General features: G+C 63.9%; 18 protein-coding genes. 5 read left to right on the top strand and 13 right to left on the bottom strand.

What is annotated here, in order from left to right; translation table 11 throughout:
* Positions 1–4: 4 nt before the first annotated feature.
* From B6V74_RS12030 to B6V74_RS12020, 3 genes are all read right to left on the bottom strand, one after another.
* Positions 5–748 carry a sigma-70 family RNA polymerase sigma factor gene (locus B6V74_RS12030; RefSeq protein ID WP_075775833.1) on the bottom strand — a complete coding sequence of 248 codons (744 nt, stop codon included), beginning with the start codon at positions 746–748 and terminating at the stop codon, positions 5–7.
* Positions 749–986: 238 nt separating this feature from the next.
* Positions 987–1394: a hypothetical protein gene (locus B6V74_RS12025; RefSeq protein ID WP_146194463.1), complete on the bottom strand. Its 408-nt coding sequence runs from the start codon at positions 1392–1394 to the stop codon at positions 987–989.
* 355 nt (positions 1395–1749) lie between these two features.
* Complete coding sequence (locus tag B6V74_RS12020; RefSeq protein WP_075775831.1) at positions 1750–2493, bottom strand: response regulator transcription factor; 744 nt, start codon at positions 2491–2493, stop codon at positions 1750–1752.
* A 324-nt stretch (positions 2494–2817) separates the two neighbouring features.
* Here B6V74_RS12020 and B6V74_RS12015 point away from each other — a divergent pair, with 324 nt between their 5' ends.
* From B6V74_RS12015 to B6V74_RS12005, 3 genes are all read left to right on the top strand, one after another.
* On the top strand, positions 2818–3087 hold the full coding sequence (locus B6V74_RS12015) for a MucR family transcriptional regulator (RefSeq protein ID WP_088722913.1): 270 nt from the start codon (positions 2818–2820) through the stop codon (positions 3085–3087).
* Positions 3088–3255: 168 nt separating this feature from the next.
* Positions 3256–3720 carry a MucR family transcriptional regulator gene (locus B6V74_RS12010; protein ID WP_075775829.1) on the top strand — a complete coding sequence of 155 codons (465 nt, stop codon included), beginning with the start codon at positions 3256–3258 and terminating at the stop codon, positions 3718–3720.
* A 201-nt stretch (positions 3721–3921) separates the two neighbouring features.
* Positions 3922–5070, top strand: coding sequence for a flagellar motor protein MotB (locus B6V74_RS12005; RefSeq protein WP_088722912.1), 1149 nt, complete (start codon positions 3922–3924; stop codon positions 5068–5070).
* A 73-nt stretch (positions 5071–5143) separates the two neighbouring features.
* On the opposite strand, the gene dapA is transcribed toward B6V74_RS12005, so the two are convergent.
* Complete coding sequence (dapA, locus tag B6V74_RS12000) at positions 5144–6016, bottom strand: 4-hydroxy-tetrahydrodipicolinate synthase (RefSeq protein ID WP_088720420.1); 873 nt, start codon at positions 6014–6016, stop codon at positions 5144–5146.
* A gap of 154 nt (positions 6017–6170) precedes the next feature.
* Between dapA and B6V74_RS11995 the strand changes: the two genes are divergently transcribed.
* The gene (locus B6V74_RS11995; RefSeq protein ID WP_088722911.1) at positions 6171–8117 is read left to right on the top strand and encodes a lytic transglycosylase domain-containing protein; all 1947 of its coding nucleotides are present in this window, start codon (positions 6171–6173) and stop codon (positions 8115–8117) included.
* A gap of 63 nt (positions 8118–8180) precedes the next feature.
* Here the strand turns inward: B6V74_RS11995 and B6V74_RS11990 are convergent, their stop codons facing one another.
* Both B6V74_RS11990 and mnmD read right to left on the bottom strand, forming a co-directional pair.
* Complete coding sequence (locus B6V74_RS11990; protein ID WP_075775826.1) at positions 8181–9053, bottom strand: DMT family transporter; 873 nt, start codon at positions 9051–9053, stop codon at positions 8181–8183.
* Positions 9046–9720, bottom strand: a complete 675-nt coding sequence (gene mnmD, locus B6V74_RS11985) for a tRNA (5-methylaminomethyl-2-thiouridine)(34)-methyltransferase MnmD (protein ID WP_088722910.1) — start codon at positions 9718–9720, stop codon at positions 9046–9048. Before mnmD ends, B6V74_RS11990 begins: the two co-directional genes overlap by 8 nt.
* A gap of 49 nt (positions 9721–9769) precedes the next feature.
* Between mnmD and B6V74_RS11980 the strand changes: the two genes are divergently transcribed.
* On the top strand, positions 9770–10819 hold the full coding sequence (locus B6V74_RS11980) for an FAD-dependent oxidoreductase (protein ID WP_088722909.1): 1050 nt from the start codon (positions 9770–9772) through the stop codon (positions 10817–10819).
* A 107-nt stretch (positions 10820–10926) separates the two neighbouring features.
* Here the strand turns inward: B6V74_RS11980 and B6V74_RS11975 are convergent, their stop codons facing one another.
* From B6V74_RS11975 to B6V74_RS11945, 7 genes are all read right to left on the bottom strand, one after another.
* On the bottom strand, positions 10927–11655 hold the full coding sequence (locus tag B6V74_RS11975; RefSeq protein WP_240496990.1) for a sterol desaturase family protein: 729 nt from the start codon (positions 11653–11655) through the stop codon (positions 10927–10929).
* A gap of 98 nt (positions 11656–11753) precedes the next feature.
* Positions 11754–12170 carry a Na+/H+ antiporter subunit G gene (locus B6V74_RS11970; protein ID WP_075775822.1) on the bottom strand — a complete coding sequence of 139 codons (417 nt, stop codon included), beginning with the start codon at positions 12168–12170 and terminating at the stop codon, positions 11754–11756.
* Positions 12171–12177: 7 nt separating this feature from the next.
* On the bottom strand, positions 12178–12447 hold the full coding sequence (locus B6V74_RS11965; RefSeq protein WP_075775821.1) for a K+/H+ antiporter subunit F: 270 nt from the start codon (positions 12445–12447) through the stop codon (positions 12178–12180).
* Complete coding sequence (locus B6V74_RS11960) at positions 12444–12935, bottom strand: Na+/H+ antiporter subunit E (RefSeq protein WP_075776007.1); 492 nt, start codon at positions 12933–12935, stop codon at positions 12444–12446. The genes B6V74_RS11965 and B6V74_RS11960 overlap by 4 nt, the downstream gene beginning before the upstream one ends.
* A gap of 13 nt (positions 12936–12948) precedes the next feature.
* On the bottom strand, positions 12949–14661 hold the full coding sequence (locus B6V74_RS11955) for a monovalent cation/H+ antiporter subunit D (protein ID WP_088723059.1): 1713 nt from the start codon (positions 14659–14661) through the stop codon (positions 12949–12951).
* Positions 14661–14999 (bottom strand): Na+/H+ antiporter subunit C, encoded by a 339-nt coding sequence (locus B6V74_RS11950; protein WP_088722908.1) that lies wholly within the window; start codon positions 14997–14999, stop codon positions 14661–14663. The genes B6V74_RS11955 and B6V74_RS11950 overlap by 1 nt, the downstream gene beginning before the upstream one ends.
* Positions 14999–17995 carry a monovalent cation/H+ antiporter subunit A gene (locus B6V74_RS11945; RefSeq protein ID WP_088722907.1) on the bottom strand — a complete coding sequence of 999 codons (2997 nt, stop codon included), beginning with the start codon at positions 17993–17995 and terminating at the stop codon, positions 14999–15001. Before B6V74_RS11945 ends, B6V74_RS11950 begins: the two co-directional genes overlap by 1 nt.
* Positions 17996–18203 lie beyond the last annotated feature (208 nt).

The raw sequence follows: 18203 nt of genomic DNA, 5'->3' as shown, positions 1-18203 counted from the left end.
CTCCTCAGTTCAGCATCGCGGGGCTGAAGCCGCGTTTTTCGAGACACCGCTTCAGCCGGAGGAGCGCACGCTTCTCGACCTGTCGGGCACGCTCACGGCTGATTCCAAGATCACGGGCCAGATCGTCGAGCGACTCCGGCGGCGTCTGCAATTTGCGCCGCAAAACGATCTCGCGATCCGGCGCGTCCAGATCATCCAGCGCACTGCTCAGCACCTCATGTGCAGCCTGCGCGGCGGAGGACGCCAGCGTCTGTTCCTCGGGTGTGAGATCGGGGCTGGGCATCATCTCCATCAGGTCGGCGTCACTGTCATCGAAGGATTTGGCGTCCAAAGCGACGAGACCGGTCAGAAGCTGGCTCGCCTCGGGATTGTCGAGCCGCCCCATCCGCGCATCGAGATAGACCCGCGCCGGCACGTCGATCACCGTTTTGATCCGGGCGAGGGCGTTCAGCACGCAAGTCATCACCCACCAATGCGAGTAGGTCGAGAACCGGACATCCTGCGTCAGATCAAACCGTTCGGCGGCGCGCATCAGACCGATGATCCCTTCGGCCACGAGGTCTTCGAGCTCGACCGGATTGGACGCCCAGCGACGCGCCTGCGCGTAGGCCTGCCGGACATGCGACCGCAGCAGAATTTCAAGCGAGTTCTGATCTCCGTATTCCTGCCACCGGGAGATCGCCTGCCGCTCTTCTTCGACATCGAGAAACGGCGCATCAAGTGCAGCACGAAAGCTCAATGCAAACATTACCCGCCTCTATTCACTCTATTCTTGCTGAACAGAAGACCACGGCGCCCTGTTTGGAGAAAGCTTTACTTGATTAAAGGCGAGTTAATCGCAGTGTTTTCTGGTTAACCCTAGATTAACGCCCCAAAAGGCAGCGCCGCCCCAAGGGCGGCGCTTCGTATTTCCAACGATGTCGCGGTTGCACGGCCCACCCGCCGAGCAGCGCGTTCATACCGGGCTTTCGGCACTGTACTCACGTTCAGAGATAGCCGCCCATCGCGGTTGCGCTGCAATCGCGCGCATCTTCGTGCACCGAGAACTCGCTCCGGGGCCGCGACGCCATGGCCGGCAGGCGGAGGTTGATCGCGCGGTCCCCAAAACCATGCTTCACCTCCGCGGCATTCGCTGGCTCGATGACCACGAGGCTTCCATAAGGCACCTCGATACCCAGTTCTTCCACGAGCACGTCGCCAAGCGAAATACCCGGCAGGAGCTCTTCCGACTCGGGCAGCACGAGCAGGCTTGCTTCCTTGTGTGTCGAACGCAGCACCACGGTCTGCGCAGGCAGAAGCGCAGCCGCCACCAAACTTCCCTGAGAACCTGCTCCGGCTGACACTTGCTTCACCGAGCCTTCCCAAATTTGCGCTAACAAATTGTTACTTTTCATGGACATCCCTAATCCCCAAGTCCCCCAAAGTCAGTGGCTGCAGATTACCAGCGATTCCCTTTCCCGTAAGGTTAAGGATTGTTAAAACTGTAAGGCGAGTAAGGATAGTTCCTGCCCAAAAGGACAACTTGCCGCCGCGCCGAGTTATCCCCAGGCGAACCTCGAAAGAAGCGTCGATGACCCAATTTTTCATGGCTTCTTACGCTACAAGTTGTGGCTACAACTTCAATCATCCACAGCTTGTCGACGGTTCCGCTACAAATTGTGTGCTCACGATCAATCGCTGAGACGTTAACAATTCAGCGCTTGACAGGCACTCCCTCGAAACCAGTTTCGGAGGATCAGCGAATCAACCTTAGGTTGCAAAGTCTGAGGGCTTTCGCAGGGGAATTTCATAGAACGAGTATCCGGCGGATCGCACCGTTTCGACGACATATCGGTCGCCGAACGCATCGCGCAGCTTCTTGCGGATCTTGGTGATGTGAACGTCGAACTTCCGGTCGCCATAGACCCACATAGTGTTGTCGATGCGGCGCGAGAGCGCGTCGCGTGTCACGATTCGACCGCCGCTGCGGATAAGCTCGCACATGATCTCCCGCTCCATGGGAGTCAGCTGGACAGCTTCAGTCGCGTCCGGGCCGGTGAGCCGGTTTTCCTCGTCTATCTTGAGGCGCGCGACCCGCTTCTCTTCTCCCGGGAAACTGATGGGCAATCTGCTCCCCGCCCGAAGCCAGAGGCGCGCCGTCAACTCCCTGTCGGAATAGGGCTCCCGGAGCACGTCATCGGCGCCAGCGAGGATCATCTCGGCAGCGAACACTCCGTCGCTCGAGGGATCGACGAAAAGGATGAGGCTCTCGGGCGTACTGACACGCGAGGTGCGGATCAGATCCGCTGCGCCCTCGGGCTGCGCAAGACTGATCATCAACAGGCACGGATTGCCATGCAGCAGGATATACTGCTCCGCCTCCACCGCCGTCGCGAACGGTAAGGAACCCCAACCACAGCACGCAAGAAAGAAGGCAGCCAACTTGGCTTGCTTCGCGTTTTCTTCCGCTACGACGATAACGTTCTGTCTCCGCATGGCGCTCGAGCCAAACAAAAGGCAACTCCCCGTATCTCTCTGCGCGTCGACGCGAACCTTAGGGTTTCGCGCCGCCCCCATCGCGCAGCCCTTTTTTTGAATAACGCAGCGCCAAGCTGAAGGAGAGAGCGTAAATCCGCCTGCCCCGGCATGTTCGCGTTTTCAAATTTTTTTACCTGCATTATGCAACTAATTTACGTGTTTACACCTGACAAGCCCGACCAGTCATTTGACATGGACCGCGCCTTCGTGACGTCTCGCGGGAAAAGTTGATTTCTTTGACCTAACTTTAAGAATTCCTTCAATCTTTCTCCCGTAGGACAAAAACATGTGAGGATAGACATGACGCAACATTCCCCGGACCGGTCCGGCGAGCCTGCGACGTCCCGCGTCCCTGCGGTGCCAATCTCGGAGAGCGTCCTACCAGACCGACTGATCTGTCTGGAAACGGGCCGCCCAATCAAGATGTTGAAGCGTCACCTCCAAAACCTACTCGGAATGACTTTCGAGGAATATCGCGCGAAATGGGGGCTTCCGCCGGATTACCCGACGACCGCGCCGAACTACCAATACGCCAAGCAGCTATGGCGCACAAAAGGCAAACTCCATTGAGCATTGACAGGACAGGCGAAGCACTCAGCGAAACAATCCTGTGCAGAAACAGTGTTTTCTCCGGACACCCAAACACAGATTCACGCGTTCATTGACAGAAACGCGCCTCGCGCGTAACTTTCTCTACTAATCCGGGGAGAGTGCAACTTTAAGCATTGGAGAGACCAGATGTCGAAGGACCGGCCCACGGATGCAGCAAACATTATCGCGACAGTTGCTGCGGCCTATGCCGCGCGTTCGGATGTGACGGCGGATCAGGTGGTCGACCTCGTGGCGAAACTCTCCGCGCAGTTCGGCGAGGATCTGCACAACGCGGCCGCCAATCACGCGGCAGAGGCGCCAACGGCTAGCTCCAGTCCCGCGCGGCCGCAACCGGCGCTGCCCGTGAAAGAGGCCGTCACCGAAGACAAGGTTTTCTGCCTGTGCTGCGGACGCGGCTTCAAGATGCTCAAGCGCCACCTGGGCTCGGAACACGGGCTGAGCGAAGACGAATATCGCGCCCTGTTCAATCTGCCTGCTGACATGCCCCTCGTCGCACCGAGCTACTCGGCCCGCAAAGCGGCCTATGCCAAGAAAGTCGGATTGGGCAAACACAGCCGCGACGACTACGAAGCATCGCTCCACGACGCCTAAGGAAGGGTCGGCGGGCACGAGTTCCGCCGCTCTGGGCAGGATGCCAAAGCGGTCGGCCAGCATCTTTGTTTCCAGATCATGAACGATTATCGCCCTTTTTTGGCCCATTTTTAAGCCGACAACCCACACTCAAGGGCTGCAGAAAACGCATGCCCAGAGAAGACTGCTGGCTCCTGCCAGCGAGGTGGGAAAGGGCAACTCATGGCACGGTCGAATCAGGCGCCGATCATCGTGAAGCGGAGCGATGACGATCACGAATCCGAGCATCACGGCGGAGCGTGGAAAGTCGCCTATGCCGATTTCATGACCGCGATGATGGCCTTCTTCCTGCTGATGTGGATTCTCTCCGTTTCGGACGAGAACCAGCTCACGGGGATCGCCGATTACTTCGCCCCTGCGAAAGTCTCGATGCAGGCCCCCGGCGGCACCGGCCCCCTCGCCGGCGAGACGATCGGGCCGAAAGGGGTGCTGAACGCCTCGCGCGCCGACGACACGATTCCCGCCAATCCCGGCGCCGGGAGCGAGACAGCCCCCTCGACCGAGCTGGCCAACGCCTCCGGCGGCTCCAAGGAGGCCACGCCGGACGCGACGACGAATAAAGTCGCCGACGCAGTGCAGGCGACGGCAGAGGCAGGCGACACAACCGGCGCGAAGACTGCTGCAGCCACACCGCATGCCGTCGACGACGCCCGCTTCCAGACGCTTCAGACCCGGATCACGCAGGCGATCCAGCGCGTTCCGGACCTGCGTCCGCTGCAGCAGAACGTCCTATTCCGCCGCACGCCGGACGGGCTGAATATCGAAGTCGTGGATCAGGCGGGCAAAGCCATGTTCGCCTCGGGCAGCGCGAAGCTCGATGGGCCCACGCTGGCGCTGATGGATCAGCTCGGCCGCGCCCTCTCCGATCTGCCCAATGACGTGCTGATCGCGGGCCACACCGACTCGGTCCCCTATCAGAAAGCGGGCGGTACCTATGGGAACTGGGAACTGTCCTCGGACCGCGCCAACGCGACGCGCCGGGCGCTCGTGGCCGCCGGTGTCGCCCCGGAACGGGTCACCCGCGTCTCGGGCCTGTCGGATACCGATCCGCTGAAGCCGGCCGATCCGCGCGATCCGTCGAACCGTCGGATCACCGTCACCCTCGCCTATATTCAGCCCGAGGCCGACACGAAAACGCCGACCGAGGCAACGACGCCGCGTCTCCAAGCGAATGCCGAGCAGACCCCGCCGGCCCCTGCGGTCGAGCAAGCGGCGCCCGAAATCGTCACACCCGCGGCGGCCACCCCGTCGGATCAGCCTCAGAAATACAGCTCGATCGCGATGGATGACCTGCGCAGCGCTCTGCAGTAAGATTCTGGACACAAAAAAAACGCCGGCGCGAACCCTATCGCGCCGGCGTTTTCTTATTCGGTGGAGGCGAAACTCAGATCAGACCGGCATGGACCATTGCCGCGTCGATCGCGGTCTTCGTCTCGGGCAACAACTCGGTCAGCGGCAGACGCACCTCGGCCGAGCACATGCCCAGCTTCGACATCGCGTATTTCGCACCCGCCACGCCCGGCTCGAGGAAGATCGCCATGTGCAGCGGCATCAGCTTGTCCTGATAGCTCAGCGCCTTGGCGTAATCGCCGGCAAGCGTCGCCTCCTGGAATTCCGCGCAAAGCTTGGGCGCGACGTTCGCCGTCACCGAGATACAGCCCACGCCGCCATGCGCATTGAAGCCGAGCGCCGTCGCGTCCTCGCCCGAGAGCTGGATGAAATCGGGCCCGCAGGTCGCGCGCTGCATCGAGACGCGCTCCAGTTTGCCGGTCGCATCCTTCACGCCCACGATACGCGGCAGCTTCGCCAGTTCGCCCATCGTCTCGGGGATCATGTCGACCACCGAGCGGCCCGGAATGTTGTAGATCACGATCGGCAGTTCGCAGGCATCGTGCAGCGCTCGGTAATGCTCGATCATGCCGCGCTGCGTCGGCTTGTTGTAATAGGGCGTCACGACGAGCGCCGCATCGGCCCCGGTCTTGCCGGCGTGCTGGATCAGCCGCACACCTTCCGCCGTCGAGTTCGAGCCTGCGCCCGCGATGATCGGAATGCGGCCCTTCGCGGCTTTCACGACCTCGGTGATGACCGTCATGTGCTCGGCATGGCTCAGCGTCGGGCTCTCACCGGTCGTGCCGACCGGCACGAGGCCGTGGCTGCCCTGATCGATATGCCACTCGACAAGTTTCTTGAGCGTGTCCAGATCCAGCTCGCCGTCCTTGAACGGCGTGACCAGTGCGGGAAGAGACCCTTTGAACATGACACGCTCCTTTTTTGGTTGGGCCGGGGGGTTGAGTCGTCCCGGCGGAAATCGGCCGGGTTATAGGCGGTTGCGCGGCTGTTGCCAACTTGTGATTCATCCCCATCTGTGAGAGGCCCGTAGCAAAGGGACAAACCCGCGACCACGAGCAGCCATGATGATCCGACGCCAGTTCCTCGCCGCGCTTGCGGCTTCGAGTTTCGCGCTCTCGCCGGCCGCGCTTCGCGCTGCGAGTTCCGCGCTGTCCGATGCCTTCGCGGCGGCCAATTCCGGCGATTGGGACGAGGCCGAAAATCTCGCGCGTCGCGTGGGCCCCCTCGGCTTCGATGTCATCGAGTGGAAGCGCCTGCGCGATGGCGAGGGCGACTTCGCCGACTATCTCGATTTCGCCACACGTCGCGCCGATTGGCCCGGCATGCCGTGGCTGCGCGAGAAAGGCGAGGCCAAGCTCGACGGCATCCCGCCGCGCGAGGTGATCGCCTATTTCAAGCTCGGCCCGCCGCAGACCGGCACCGGCGCGCTGGCGTTGATTGGTGCGCATCTCGCCCTGGGGCAGAAGGCGCAGGCGGCCGAGGTCGCCAAGACCGCCTGGCGCCAACTGCCAATGGAGGAAGACGAGCAGGCGAAGTTTCTGGCCGACTATCCCTCGCTTATCTCCGCCGATCATGGCGGGCGGATGCAGAACATGCTCGATCGCGGTCACCTGTCGGATGCGCGCCGGATGATCGATCTGGTCACGCCCGGCACCAAGGCCGTCGCTGAGGCGCGGATCGCCCTGCAGGCGCGCGAGCAGGGCGTGGACGATCTCGTGGCCGCCGTCCCCGGCTACATGGTCGAGCGGTCCGCAGGGCTTGCCCGCGACCGCGCGATGTGGCGCTGGCGCGCCGGGCTGGAAGACGGCGCGGCAGAGCTGATCCTCGAGCGGTCGAAATCCGCGACCGATCTGGAAGATCCCGACCTTTGGGCCACGCTGCGCGGCTATCAGTCGCGCTGGGACCTGCGCGCGGGCAATACCCAGCGCGCCTATGATCTGGCTTCCTCGCACCACTTGGAACCGGGCGGGGCAGATTACGCCGATCTCGAATGGGTGGCGGGCTACGCCGCCTTGAAACTGGGTCGTGCCGACACGGCGCTCGGCCATTTTCACAATCTCGAGAAAGCGGTGGACGGGCCGATCTCGTCGTCGCGCGCGTGGTATTGGCAAGGCCGCGCGCTCGAGGTTCTGGGCCGCAGCGACGAAGCCAAGGCCGCATGGCGCAAAGGCGCGGAAAATCAGGACGCCTATTACGGGCTTCTGTCGGCCGAGCGGCTGAACCTGCCCTTGCCAGCGAATTTCGCCAAGGGCCCCGACCTGCCCGACTGGCGACGCTACAAGCTGCGCCATTCTTCCGTCTTCAAGGCCGCGCAACTGCTTTACGAGGCGGGCGAAAACGAGCTGGGCGCGCGGTTCGTGCTGCACCTCGAGGAGAGCCTCGGCCCGGGCAATTTCGGCGCCCTGACCCAATACGCGTTGGAAGAGGATGACACCTATCTCGCGCTGATCATCGGCAAACGTGCCGCACTGAAGGGCGAGATCATCGCGCAGGCGCTCTGGCCGATCCCGGGCCTGACGAGCCATGACCTGGGCGTGCCGGAGGAACTGGTCCTCGCCGTCGCCCGCCGTGAAAGCCAGTTCGCGGTCGGCGTCGGCTCTCCGGTCGGCGCGCAGGGCCTGATGCAGCTGATGCCCGGCACCGCGAAGATGATGGCGGAGAAAACCGGCCTGCCCTACGAGAAGGCGCGGCTGACGACGGATGCGACCTACAACCTCAGGCTGGGCGGCGCCTATCTCGCGGAACTGCGTGACGAGTTCGGCGCATCCTCGGTGCTTGTCGCCTCGGGCTACAATGCCGGTCCGGGCCGCCCGCGAAGCTGGATAGAGGATCGCGGTGACCCCCGCGTTGGGACTGTCGACGTGATCGACTGGGTCGAGATGATCCCCTTCACCGAGACCCGCAACTACGTCATGCGCGTCTCCGAAGCGATCCCACCCTACCGCGCGCGGCTGGGCAAGGAGGAGGTGAAATTCACCGACGTCCTGCGCGGCGACGTGAAAGATTGAGGGGCGCTGCCCCTCGACCTCACGGCCTCCCCCGGGATATTTGAACCAAAGCGAAAGAGGCGGTTAAGCCTCTTGGGCCACCCGCGCGCGCCAGAGGGTGAAGAGCCCCGCGCTGACCACGACCCCAGCGCCGATCACCACGTTCCATTCCAGCGCCTCGCCGAAGACGACGACGCCCAGGGTCGAGGCGAAGACCAGCTGGAGATAGGCGAAGGGCTGGATCGCGGAGGCCTCGGCCACCTCATAGGCCTTGATCAGCAGGAAATGCCCGGTCGCGGCGGTGAAGCAAAGCACGACCATCCACGCCCAATCGGATGGGATCATGTTTTCCCAATGCCATATGCCCACCACGGTGATTACCACGGCGCCGATCACACCGGTGTAGAAGAAGGAGACCGAAGCCGGATCGACCCGACCCACGTAGCGCGTCATCAGCGAGTAGAGCGCGAACAGTGTCGCCGCCGCCAGCGGGATCAGCGCATAGGGGGAGAAAACACCGAAACCGGGCTTGAGGATGATAAGCACCCCGATGAAGCCCACGCCGATCGCCGCCACGCGCCGCCAGCCGACCTTCTCGCCCAGCACCGGCCCGGAGAGACCCGCGACCAGAAGCGGGTAGCAGGCGAATACCGCATGAGAATGGACGAGCCCGAGATAGACGAAGGCCTGCACCATCACGATCACCTCGGTGATCAAGACGACCGAGCGAAAGACCTGCGCCCAAGGCAGGCCCGAGCGCGTCGCCCGCTTGATCCCGCCCGGGCTGCGCGCCGCGATCGCAAGCACGAAGGCGGCGAAGAACCAGAACCGCACCATCAGCGCCATGTAGACGTTGTAGGTCTCGGCCAGGTGGCGCGAGATGCCGTCCTGGATCGCGAAGATGAAGGTCACCGCGACCATCAGCGCAATGCCGCGGCGGGTCGATTGTTCAACCATGTTTCACCCCGAGCGACATATGGCGTTTGCGCCCGAAACCCGGGCCACGGCTGACCTCGAAACCGGCGGCCTCGAGCGCGCGGCGCACGAAGCCCGCCGCCGTATAGGTCGCGAATGTGCCGCCCGGCACAGTATGCGCGCCGACCTCGGCCATAAGATCCTCACCCCAAAGCTCGGGGTTTTTCGCGGGCGAGAACCCGTCAAGGAACCAAGCATCGGCAGCGTCGTCCCAAGCGGGCAGTGCCGTGCGCGCATCACCCTCGATGATCTCCACCGCCACCGGACCGAGTTGAAACTGACGCTGTCCCGCAGCCCAGGCGTCCAGATAAGGACCGGCGACGGGCGCGACTTCCGGAAATGCATCCAGCGCCCGTGCGATCTCGTCCGCCTCCATCGGATAGGCCTCGAAGGAGGTGAAGCGGATCGGGCAGTCCTCGGGACAGGCAAGCCGCAACGCAAGCAGGTTCAGCCCCGTGCCGAAGCCCAGCTCGGCCACGTGAAAGCCCGGACGCAGCCGCGCGGGCAGATCGTTGCCCGCCAGAAACACATGCCGCGTCTCGGCCAGACCGCCTGCAACGCTGAAATAGGGATCGTCGAACCGCCGCGAGACCGGCACAAGGTCATCGCGCCAATCGAGATCGGCTTTGCTCTGGTCAGGGGCGTTCATCGGGGATAGTCCACAGTCTCCGGCCCAGCCTTGAAGCAGGAGGCGCGAAATGACAAGCGGCAGACACGACATAACCGTGCGCGGCGGCGGCATCTTCGGCCTCGCGATCGCCTTCGTCGCGGCGAAGCGCGGCGCGAAGGTGCGGCTCATCGAACGCAGCCGCATCGGCGCGGGCAGCTCGGGTGGCCATGTCGGCGCGCTCGCCCCGCATGTGCCGGAAAACTGGAACCCCAAGAAACAGTTTCAATTCGAGAGTCTCCGAATGGCCGAGGATTTCTGGGGCGAGGTGCAACGCATCGGCGGCGGCGATCCGGGCTATGCGCGTCTCGGGCGGCTGCAGCCGCTGGCGGATGAGGCGCAGATCGCACGCGCCAAGGACCGCGCGGCGGGGGCGGCCGAGCTGTGGCAGGGCTTCGCCACATGGCGCGTGGCCGAGACTGCGGAGTTCGGCGCCTTCGCGCCCCCCTCGCCCACCGGGCTCGTGATCCATGACACGCTCACGGCGCGCGCCAATCCGCGCGCCGCCGGGGCCGCGCTGGTCGCGGCGCTCGAAGCGATGGGTGCGGAGATCGTGATCGGCGAGGCCGACGAGGTTGGTCCGGTCATCCACGCGACCGGCGCCGAAGGTCTGGCCGAGCTGAACGCGGTGGTCGGCAAGACCATCGGCAGCGGCGTGAAGGGCCAATCGGCGCTCTTGAGATACGCGGCTGGAGACGTGCCTCAGCTTTTCGCTGAAAGCCTCCACATCATCCCGCATTCCGATGGAACGGTCGCGATCGGGTCGACCTCCGAGCGCGAATTCGACGCCCCAGACACGACCGATGCGCAGCTCGACGCGCTGATCGAGAAAGCCCGCGCGCTTTGCCCGCCCCTCGCCGAGGCCCCGGTGATCGACCGTTGGGCCGGGGTGCGCCCGCGCGCCAAATCGCGCGCGCCGATGCTGGGTGACTGGCCCGACCGTCCGGGCCATTTCATCGCCAATGGCGGCTTCAAGATCGGCTTCGGCATGGCGCCGAAAGTGGCCGAGGTGATGGTCGATCTGGTGCTGGAAGGGCGCGACACGATCCCCGAAGGCTTCCGCGTGGCTGACAACCTGTAAGGGGCTCCGCCCCCGGCTTGCGGCCTCCCCCGGGATATTTCAGCAAGCCCGAAGAGGCAGACCGCGCGCTTTTTCGGGCTTGTCCAAATATCCCGGGGGGGCGCGCGTCAGCGCGCGGGGGCAGCGCCCCCTCCGACATGACCCGCCCGCGAGACTTCGGCCTCGGTGATCCCGAAGCGCGGCGCGAATTTCTCCCGTGCCGCGATCAGGCGCGGATCATCGGGGCGCAGGCCGAGGGTCCGGATGAACTCGACGCGGCTTTGTGTCTTGAGCTGATCGCGCGAAATCGCGGTGCCCATCAGCCGGTCGATCACCTCGCCCCCTGCCGTGACGTGGAACCATTTCGAGAAGTCGCGGAAATGGTGCTGGTTGTGCAGCGTCGAGACATGCCGCTCGATCGCGGTCTTCTTCACCGTCACATGAGCGGTGGTGTGGAACCATTCATAAGCGAGGAAGGTGGCGGCTCCACCCAGCGGCACGACGGCCACGGCGATGTCGAACGCATGGGGCGCGCCGATCAGCGCCAGCACCGCCCAGAGAAGCGCGGTATTGCCCACGAGCACCGGCACGATCACCGAGAGCGGCGCAAACAGAAGCGGCCAACAGGTCGGGAATTCGTGGTGTCCGTAATGCACCCGGTAGAGCCAGTTGAAGGCCCATTGCCGTTTCGGGGGCGTCATGTGGAAGATGTAGCGATGAAGCCCGTATTCGTTGAGCATCTGCGCCGGGATGCCGAGCAGCGCGACCGCCCAGAGCCACCACGGTCCCTGCGCGGTCCAGTAGAGCGCCGCAGCGACGACTGCGATCATCACCCAGATCGACAGATGGGACAGCATCAGTCGCATCCGCATCGCAAAAGTCTCCCGAAATCTCCTCCGGAGATCAGCCTGCCACGGCTGACGCCCACGTCAAAGCATTTCGCGGCGTCAGGGCGTCAGTCGTTCTCGTGCGGGATGTTCTTTTCCCGCTCGACCGCCAGCTCGCCTTTCGAGGTATCGGCATCGGCGGTATGCACCGCCCAGTCGCCCTCGCCGGCGGGTTTCGGCAGTTTCTCGGGCGGCCAATCGCGGAAGATATTCGCCTTCGAGATGAAATGCGCCGTGATCGGGGCCGTCAGGAAGATGAAGATGGTGACCATCAGCTCGTGCAGGGTCACGTGGCCCTGCTTCACCGCGAACCAGACCATCGAGGCGATCAGGATCGCGCCCACGCCCAGCGTCGCGGCCTTGGTGGGCGCATGCAGCCGGGTCATCGGGTCGGGCAGTTTGACCAGCCCGAAGCTGCCGACGAGGCCAAAGATGCCACCGATCACGAGCAGCGCTGAAATCAGGATATCCCAGAACAGTTCCATCACGCCCTCACTCGATAATGTCGCCGCGCAGGATGAACTTGGCGAAGGAAACCGTCGCCACGAAGCCCGTCATCGCGTAGAGGATCGACGCCTCGAAGAAGAGCGCGGTCCCCTCCCAGATACCGAAGAGCACGATCATCGCGATCGCGTTGATTGCCATCGTGTCGAGCGCCAGAACCCGGTCGGTCACGCCGGGCGCCTTGACGACCCGGAAGAGGTTGAACAGAAGCGCCATCGAATAGCAGGCGATGGCGAAGATCAGGGCATAGGTGATCATTCGAAAATCTCCTTCAGGCGGGCCTCGTAGCGGGACTTGATCTCGTCGCGCACCTCATCGGCATCCGGCGCGTGCAGCGCGTGGACCAGCAGCGAGTGACCGTCGGCGGCCAGTTCCGCCGTCAGCGTTCCGGGCGTCATCGTGATCGTGCCCGCCAGCACCGTCACCGCCTCGGGCGTGACAATGTCGAGCGGCACGGAGACCCAGGCGGGGTGCAGCTTGGAATTGGGCATGAAGAGGACGATCTTCGCCACCGTGATATTCGCGACGATGATATCCCAGATCACGATGAAGATGTACTCGATGATCTTCAGCGGCTTCGCGAAACTCGGGCGCGCGGGCCAGTAGGGTGCGGTGATCCACGGGATCACGAGCCCCACGAGGATCGCGAAGACCAGCGAGTTGAGCGTGTAGCTATTGGCCAGCATCAGCCAGACCATCACCAGCGTGACGGTCAGGTAGGGGTGGGGAAGGATCTTGCGGATCATATCTTTGCTCCCCTCAATGCGCCGCGGCGGGGGCATCCTGCCCCGTCTCGGTGTGGGTGTCGGTCTGACCGGCCGGTTGACCGTCGGCAGCGTGCGGGTCCGCGACACCGGTGTCGCCACCATGCCCGTCCTCCGCCTGCATCTCCTCGCTCACTTCCATATGGCCATGCTCATGCGCGCCGACCTTCGCCGCCTCCTGCGCGCGTTCTTCGGCGCCCGCGAGAACCGCGTCGATATATTGCGACGGCGTGAAGAGTTGCGCGGCGGTGCCCTGCAGCCAGTTGCTCGCAGGTCCGGCCAGCACGGTCAGCGCCACGGAGCCCGCCAGCAGGATACCGGTCGCGGTGAAGGCGAGGCCCGGCGCGCTCGCATCCTTAGGCCCGGCCGGCAGCTCGTCCTCCTCGGCCTCGACGGCGTAGGAACGCCAGAACACCTGGCTACCCGCCCGGGCATAGCCCACGATGGCGATCAGCGAGGTCACGAGAACCGTGGCCCAGAGCGCCCATTGGCCGCGCGTCGCGTCGAGGATCATCAGCTTGCCGAGGAAGCCCGACAGCGGCGGCATCCCCGCCATCGCGATCGCGCCCACGAAGAACATCCCGGCCATCAGCCCGTGGTTCTTCATCAGAGGCGCATCGGTATAGCCGAGCCCCCAACGGCCGCGCCGCTCACGCACGAGATCGGCAATCAGGAACATCGCCGCGGCCACCAACGTCGAGTGAACCATGTAGTAGAGACCTGCGGAGGTTGCCCCTTGGGTGAACTGCGCGAAGCCCAGCATCATCGTACCGACCGAGCCGATCACCGCATAGGCGACCGTGCGACCCAGATCGCGCGCCCCGAAAATACCGATCATCCCGATCGCCAGCGTCAGGAACGCGGCGGGCAGCAGGATGTCATGCGCAAGCGTGCCGGTGGTGCCGGTGATCGGAAAGATCAGCGTGTAGACGCGAACGATCGCGTAGGTGCCCACCTTGGTCATGATCGCGAACAACGCCGCCACCGGGCCGGGCGCGTTGGTATAGGTCGCGGGCAGCCAGAATTGCAGCGGCACCAGCGCCGCCTTGACCGCGAAGACCACCATCAGCAGCGCCGCGCCGACCTTGATCAGCGCCGTCTGCTCGACCGGCATCTGCGCGACCTTCACCGCGAGATCCGCCATGTTGAGCGTGCCCGCCGTCGCGTAGATCGTACCCAGCGCGAACAGGAACAGCGTCGAGCCCGCGAGGTTGTAGACGACATATTGCACGCCCGATTTCAGCCGCGCGCGCCCGCCTCCATGGATCATCAGACCGTAGGAGGCGATCAGCAGAACCTCGAAGAAGACGAACAGGTTGAACGCGTCGCCCGTCAGGAAGGCACCGTTGATCCCCATCATCTGGAACTGCATCAGCGAGTGGAAATGCCAGCCACGCTTGTCCCAGCCCGAGCCTATTGCATAGAGCACGATCACGAGGCCGAGGATCGAGGTCAGCAGCAGCATCAGCGCCGACAGCCGGTCGAGGACCAGCACGATGCCGTAGGGCGGCTCCCAGTTACCGAGGCGGTAGACCTCGGGCGGGTTCATCGAAGCCGAGGTCATGAGCACGATCGCCAGCACGACCAGCGCGGACATGCCGAGGATCGAGGCCACGCGCTGTGTGACCAGATCGTAGCGCATCCACAGCACGATCAGCGGTGCGAGCATCGCCGGGATCAGGACAGGCGCGATGATCCAATGTTCCATCATCGGCCGTCCTCCTCTTCCTCGAGGTCGATGCGGTCATTGCCCGCCTCGATGAAGGCGCCAAGCGCGAGCATAACGACCACCGCCGTCATCCCGAAGGAGATCACGATCGCGGTCAGCACCAGCGCCTGCGGGATCGGGTCGGTATAGGAAGTCACGCCCTCGCGCAGGATCGGCGGCTGGTTGATCACCAGACGACCGGTGGCGAACAGGAAGACGTTCACCGCGTAGGACAGCAGCGACATGCCCACCACCACGGGGAAGGTGCGCAGACGCAGAATCATGTAGATGCCGGCGGCGGTCAGCACGCCGATGGCCGATGCAACGAGCACTTCCATCAGTGATCGCCCCCGTGGTTCTTCTTGTTCTCGTGCACGATGTCACGTTCGTGCTGGGTGGCTTCGCGCGCGGCGCGGGCGGTCTTCCACCAGCGGCGGGGCACTTTGGCGTCGGGTGGATATGGCCCGGCCGAGAGTGGCGCGAGCACGCGGGCTTCAGGTTTCTCGGCGGCGATATGCGCACCGTCCTCGCCGCCTTCCTCACCCATAGCGGCACGGCGTGCGAGGCGCGACAAACCGCCAAGCGCCAGCATCACCGAGCCCACGACGCCAAGGAAGACGCCAAGGTCGAAGCCCGCCGCCGTGGCCAGCTCAAACTTGTCGAGGCCGGGCAGTTTCACGTAGCCGAAATCGGAGGTCAGGAAGGGCATGTCGTTGAAGAAGGCCCCTGCCCCGGTGATCCCCGCGACCAGCACGCCGGACGCGATCAGTACGTGGTAATAGACCTTTTGGCGCGCCTGCGTCCACGCAAAGCCCGAGGCCATGTATTGCGTGACCAACGCGATCGCGATCACCAGACCGGCGATGAAGCCACCACCGGGCGCGTTATGGCCGCGCAGGAAGATATACAGACCCACGACCAGTGCGATCGGCATCATCACCCGCGTCACGATCAGCAGCATCAGCGGGTGCTTGTCGCCGCCGCGCGGCACGTCGGGCCGCCATGCAATCAGCTTGCGCGACGAGGCGCCCTGCAGCAGCGCCTCGGTCAGCGCGAAGATCACCAGCGCGGCGATGCCGAGCACCGTGATCTCGCCAAACGTATCGTAGCCACGGAAGTCCACGAGGATCACGTTCACCACGTTATCCCCGCCCGCGAGGTTATAGCTGTTGTCGAGCATGTAGCCGGACATCGTCGGGAAGGCGAAATCGCGGGTCAGCAGCGCGTAGATCAGCCCCGAAACCGCGACGCCCGCCACGACCGAGAGCACCACATCGAAGCTGATCTTCATCCGGCTCGACTCGATCGAGGTAATCTTCGGCAGGAAGTTCAGTGCCAGAAGCATCAGCACCGTCGTCACGACCTCCACCGAGATCTGCGTCAGCGCGAGATCGGGCGCGGACAGGAAGATGAAGGAGACCGAGACGGTCAGGCCGACGATCCCGATCAGCACCAGCGCGAGGATGCGGTTGTGATGGAAGGCGACGATGCACATCGTCGCGGTCAGCAACAGCAGCCACGAGGTTACCGCAGCTCCATTCACCGGCGTCAGCGCCCGCGTCTGGGGGCCCAGCGTGCCGCTCGTGAAGGCGTAAAGACCGACGCCGACCGAGGTGATCGTGAACAGCATCAGGTAACGCGCCATCGCACCGTTATGCAGCGCCTGCGTGATCCAGCCCGCCAGACCCTGCGCGCGCGCAATCACCCAGTCGAACATCGCCTTGGCCTCGGGACGCGGCGTGGTGTCCCAGAGGCGCTGGAAGGGACGATGCGCAGCAAGCAACGCGATACCGCCGGCGACCGCGATGGCCGACATGATCAACGCCGGCGTGACGCCATGCCAGATCTTCAGCTCGTGCATGTGATAGCCGCCACCGACGACCGCATTGGTCGCCATCTGGACATAGCCGCCCGCCACCGCCATCGGAAACAGGCCGATCGCGATCACGAGGAAGGACAGGAAGGCAGGGCTGATCCACATGCCGAAAGGCGGATCATGCGGGGTCTTCGGCAGATCCTGCGGCGGCGGGCCGAAGAAGCCGTGGCTGATGAAGCGGAAGGCATAGGTGGCCGAGAACAGCGCCGCGACGGTCGCCAGAACCGGGATCAGCCAGACATTTTCGAGCCATTTGGTATGGGCGGCGGCTTCCAGCATCATCTCTTTCGACAAGAAGCCGTTGAACAGCGGAATCCCGGCCATGGACAGCGCGGCGATGGTCGCGATCACGAAGGTGATCGGCATCAGCTTGCGCAGCCCCGAGACGCGGGTCAGGTCGCGCGTGCCCGCCTCATGATCGACGATGCCCGCCGACATGAAGAGCGCCGCCTTGAAGGTCGCATGGTTGATGATGTGGAAGACGGCGGCCAGCGCACCGGCCTCGGTCCCCAGCCCCAGCATGAAGGTGATCAGACCAAGATGCGAGACGGTCGAGAAAGCCAGCAACGCCTTCATGTCATGTTTGAAGATCGCGATCTTGGCGGCGATCAGCATGGTGATCAGGCCCACGCTCGCCACGATGTAGAACCATTCCGGCGTGCCCGAGAGCACCGGCCACATCCGCGCCATCAGGAACAGCCCCGCCTTCACCATCGTCGCAGAATGCAGATAGGCCGAGACCGGCGTCGGCGCGGCCATCGCGTGCGGCAGCCAGAAATGGAACGGAAATTGCGCGGATTTGGTGAACGCACCGCCGAGGATCAGGAGCAGGGCCGGGATGTAATAGGGGCTCGCCTGAATCGCGTCCTTGTGCTTCAGGATCTCGGAGATGTCGTAGCTGCCCGCGATATTTCCGAGGATCAGCATCCCCGCGATCATCGAGAGCCCGCCCAAGCCGGTCACGGTCAGCGCCATGCGCGCGCCCTGACGGCCCGCGGGCAGGTGCTTCCAATAGCCGATGAGCAGGAAGGAGCTAAGCGAGGTCAGCTCCCAGAAGATCAGCAGCAGCAGGATGTTGTCGGACAGCACGATCCCCACCATCGCGCCCTGGAACAGAAGCAGGTAAGTGTAGAACTGGCCAACCGGGTCCCTGTTCGACAGGTAGAACCGCGCGTAGAGGATGATCAGCAACCCGATCCCGAGGATCAGTGTCGCGAAGAGCATCCCCAGACCGTCGATCCAGAAATTCACGTTCAGGCCCAGCCAAGGCAGCCAGTCGATCTTCGCCTCAACGACACCCCCCGCCATCACGGTCGGCAGGTTGAGCAACAACCCAAGCAGCGCAAGCCCCGTGAACAGGGCTGAAACCGCTGCGGCATTGGTGCGTCCGGTGCGGATCAGGATCGACGGCATGGCTGCGCCCAGGAAGGGCAAAGCGGCGATCAGGGCAGGCGACATCTTCTCTCCGGTCCGTTCTCTGGCGGGCCTTGGGGCGATGGATGCGACCGCACTCTCCCCCCGCGCAAGCTTTACTTTACCTGCGCACAGGGGGCATGGCTGTCAAGCTTCACGAAGACGTTTCCTGACCAGAATCGCAAGGCATTGTGCCGGTGCCGCCCGAATGCGACAGCGACCCGCCCGCGCGGCGCCCTTTGCAGGCGCAGCA

Origin of the sequence: Thioclava sp. F42-5 (genome assembly GCF_002213195.1) — a bacterium.
In the GTDB taxonomy this organism is placed as follows: Bacteria; Pseudomonadota; Alphaproteobacteria; order Rhodobacterales; family Rhodobacteraceae; genus Thioclava; species Thioclava nitratireducens.
This window is presented reverse-complemented; position numbering and strand designations above follow the sequence as displayed.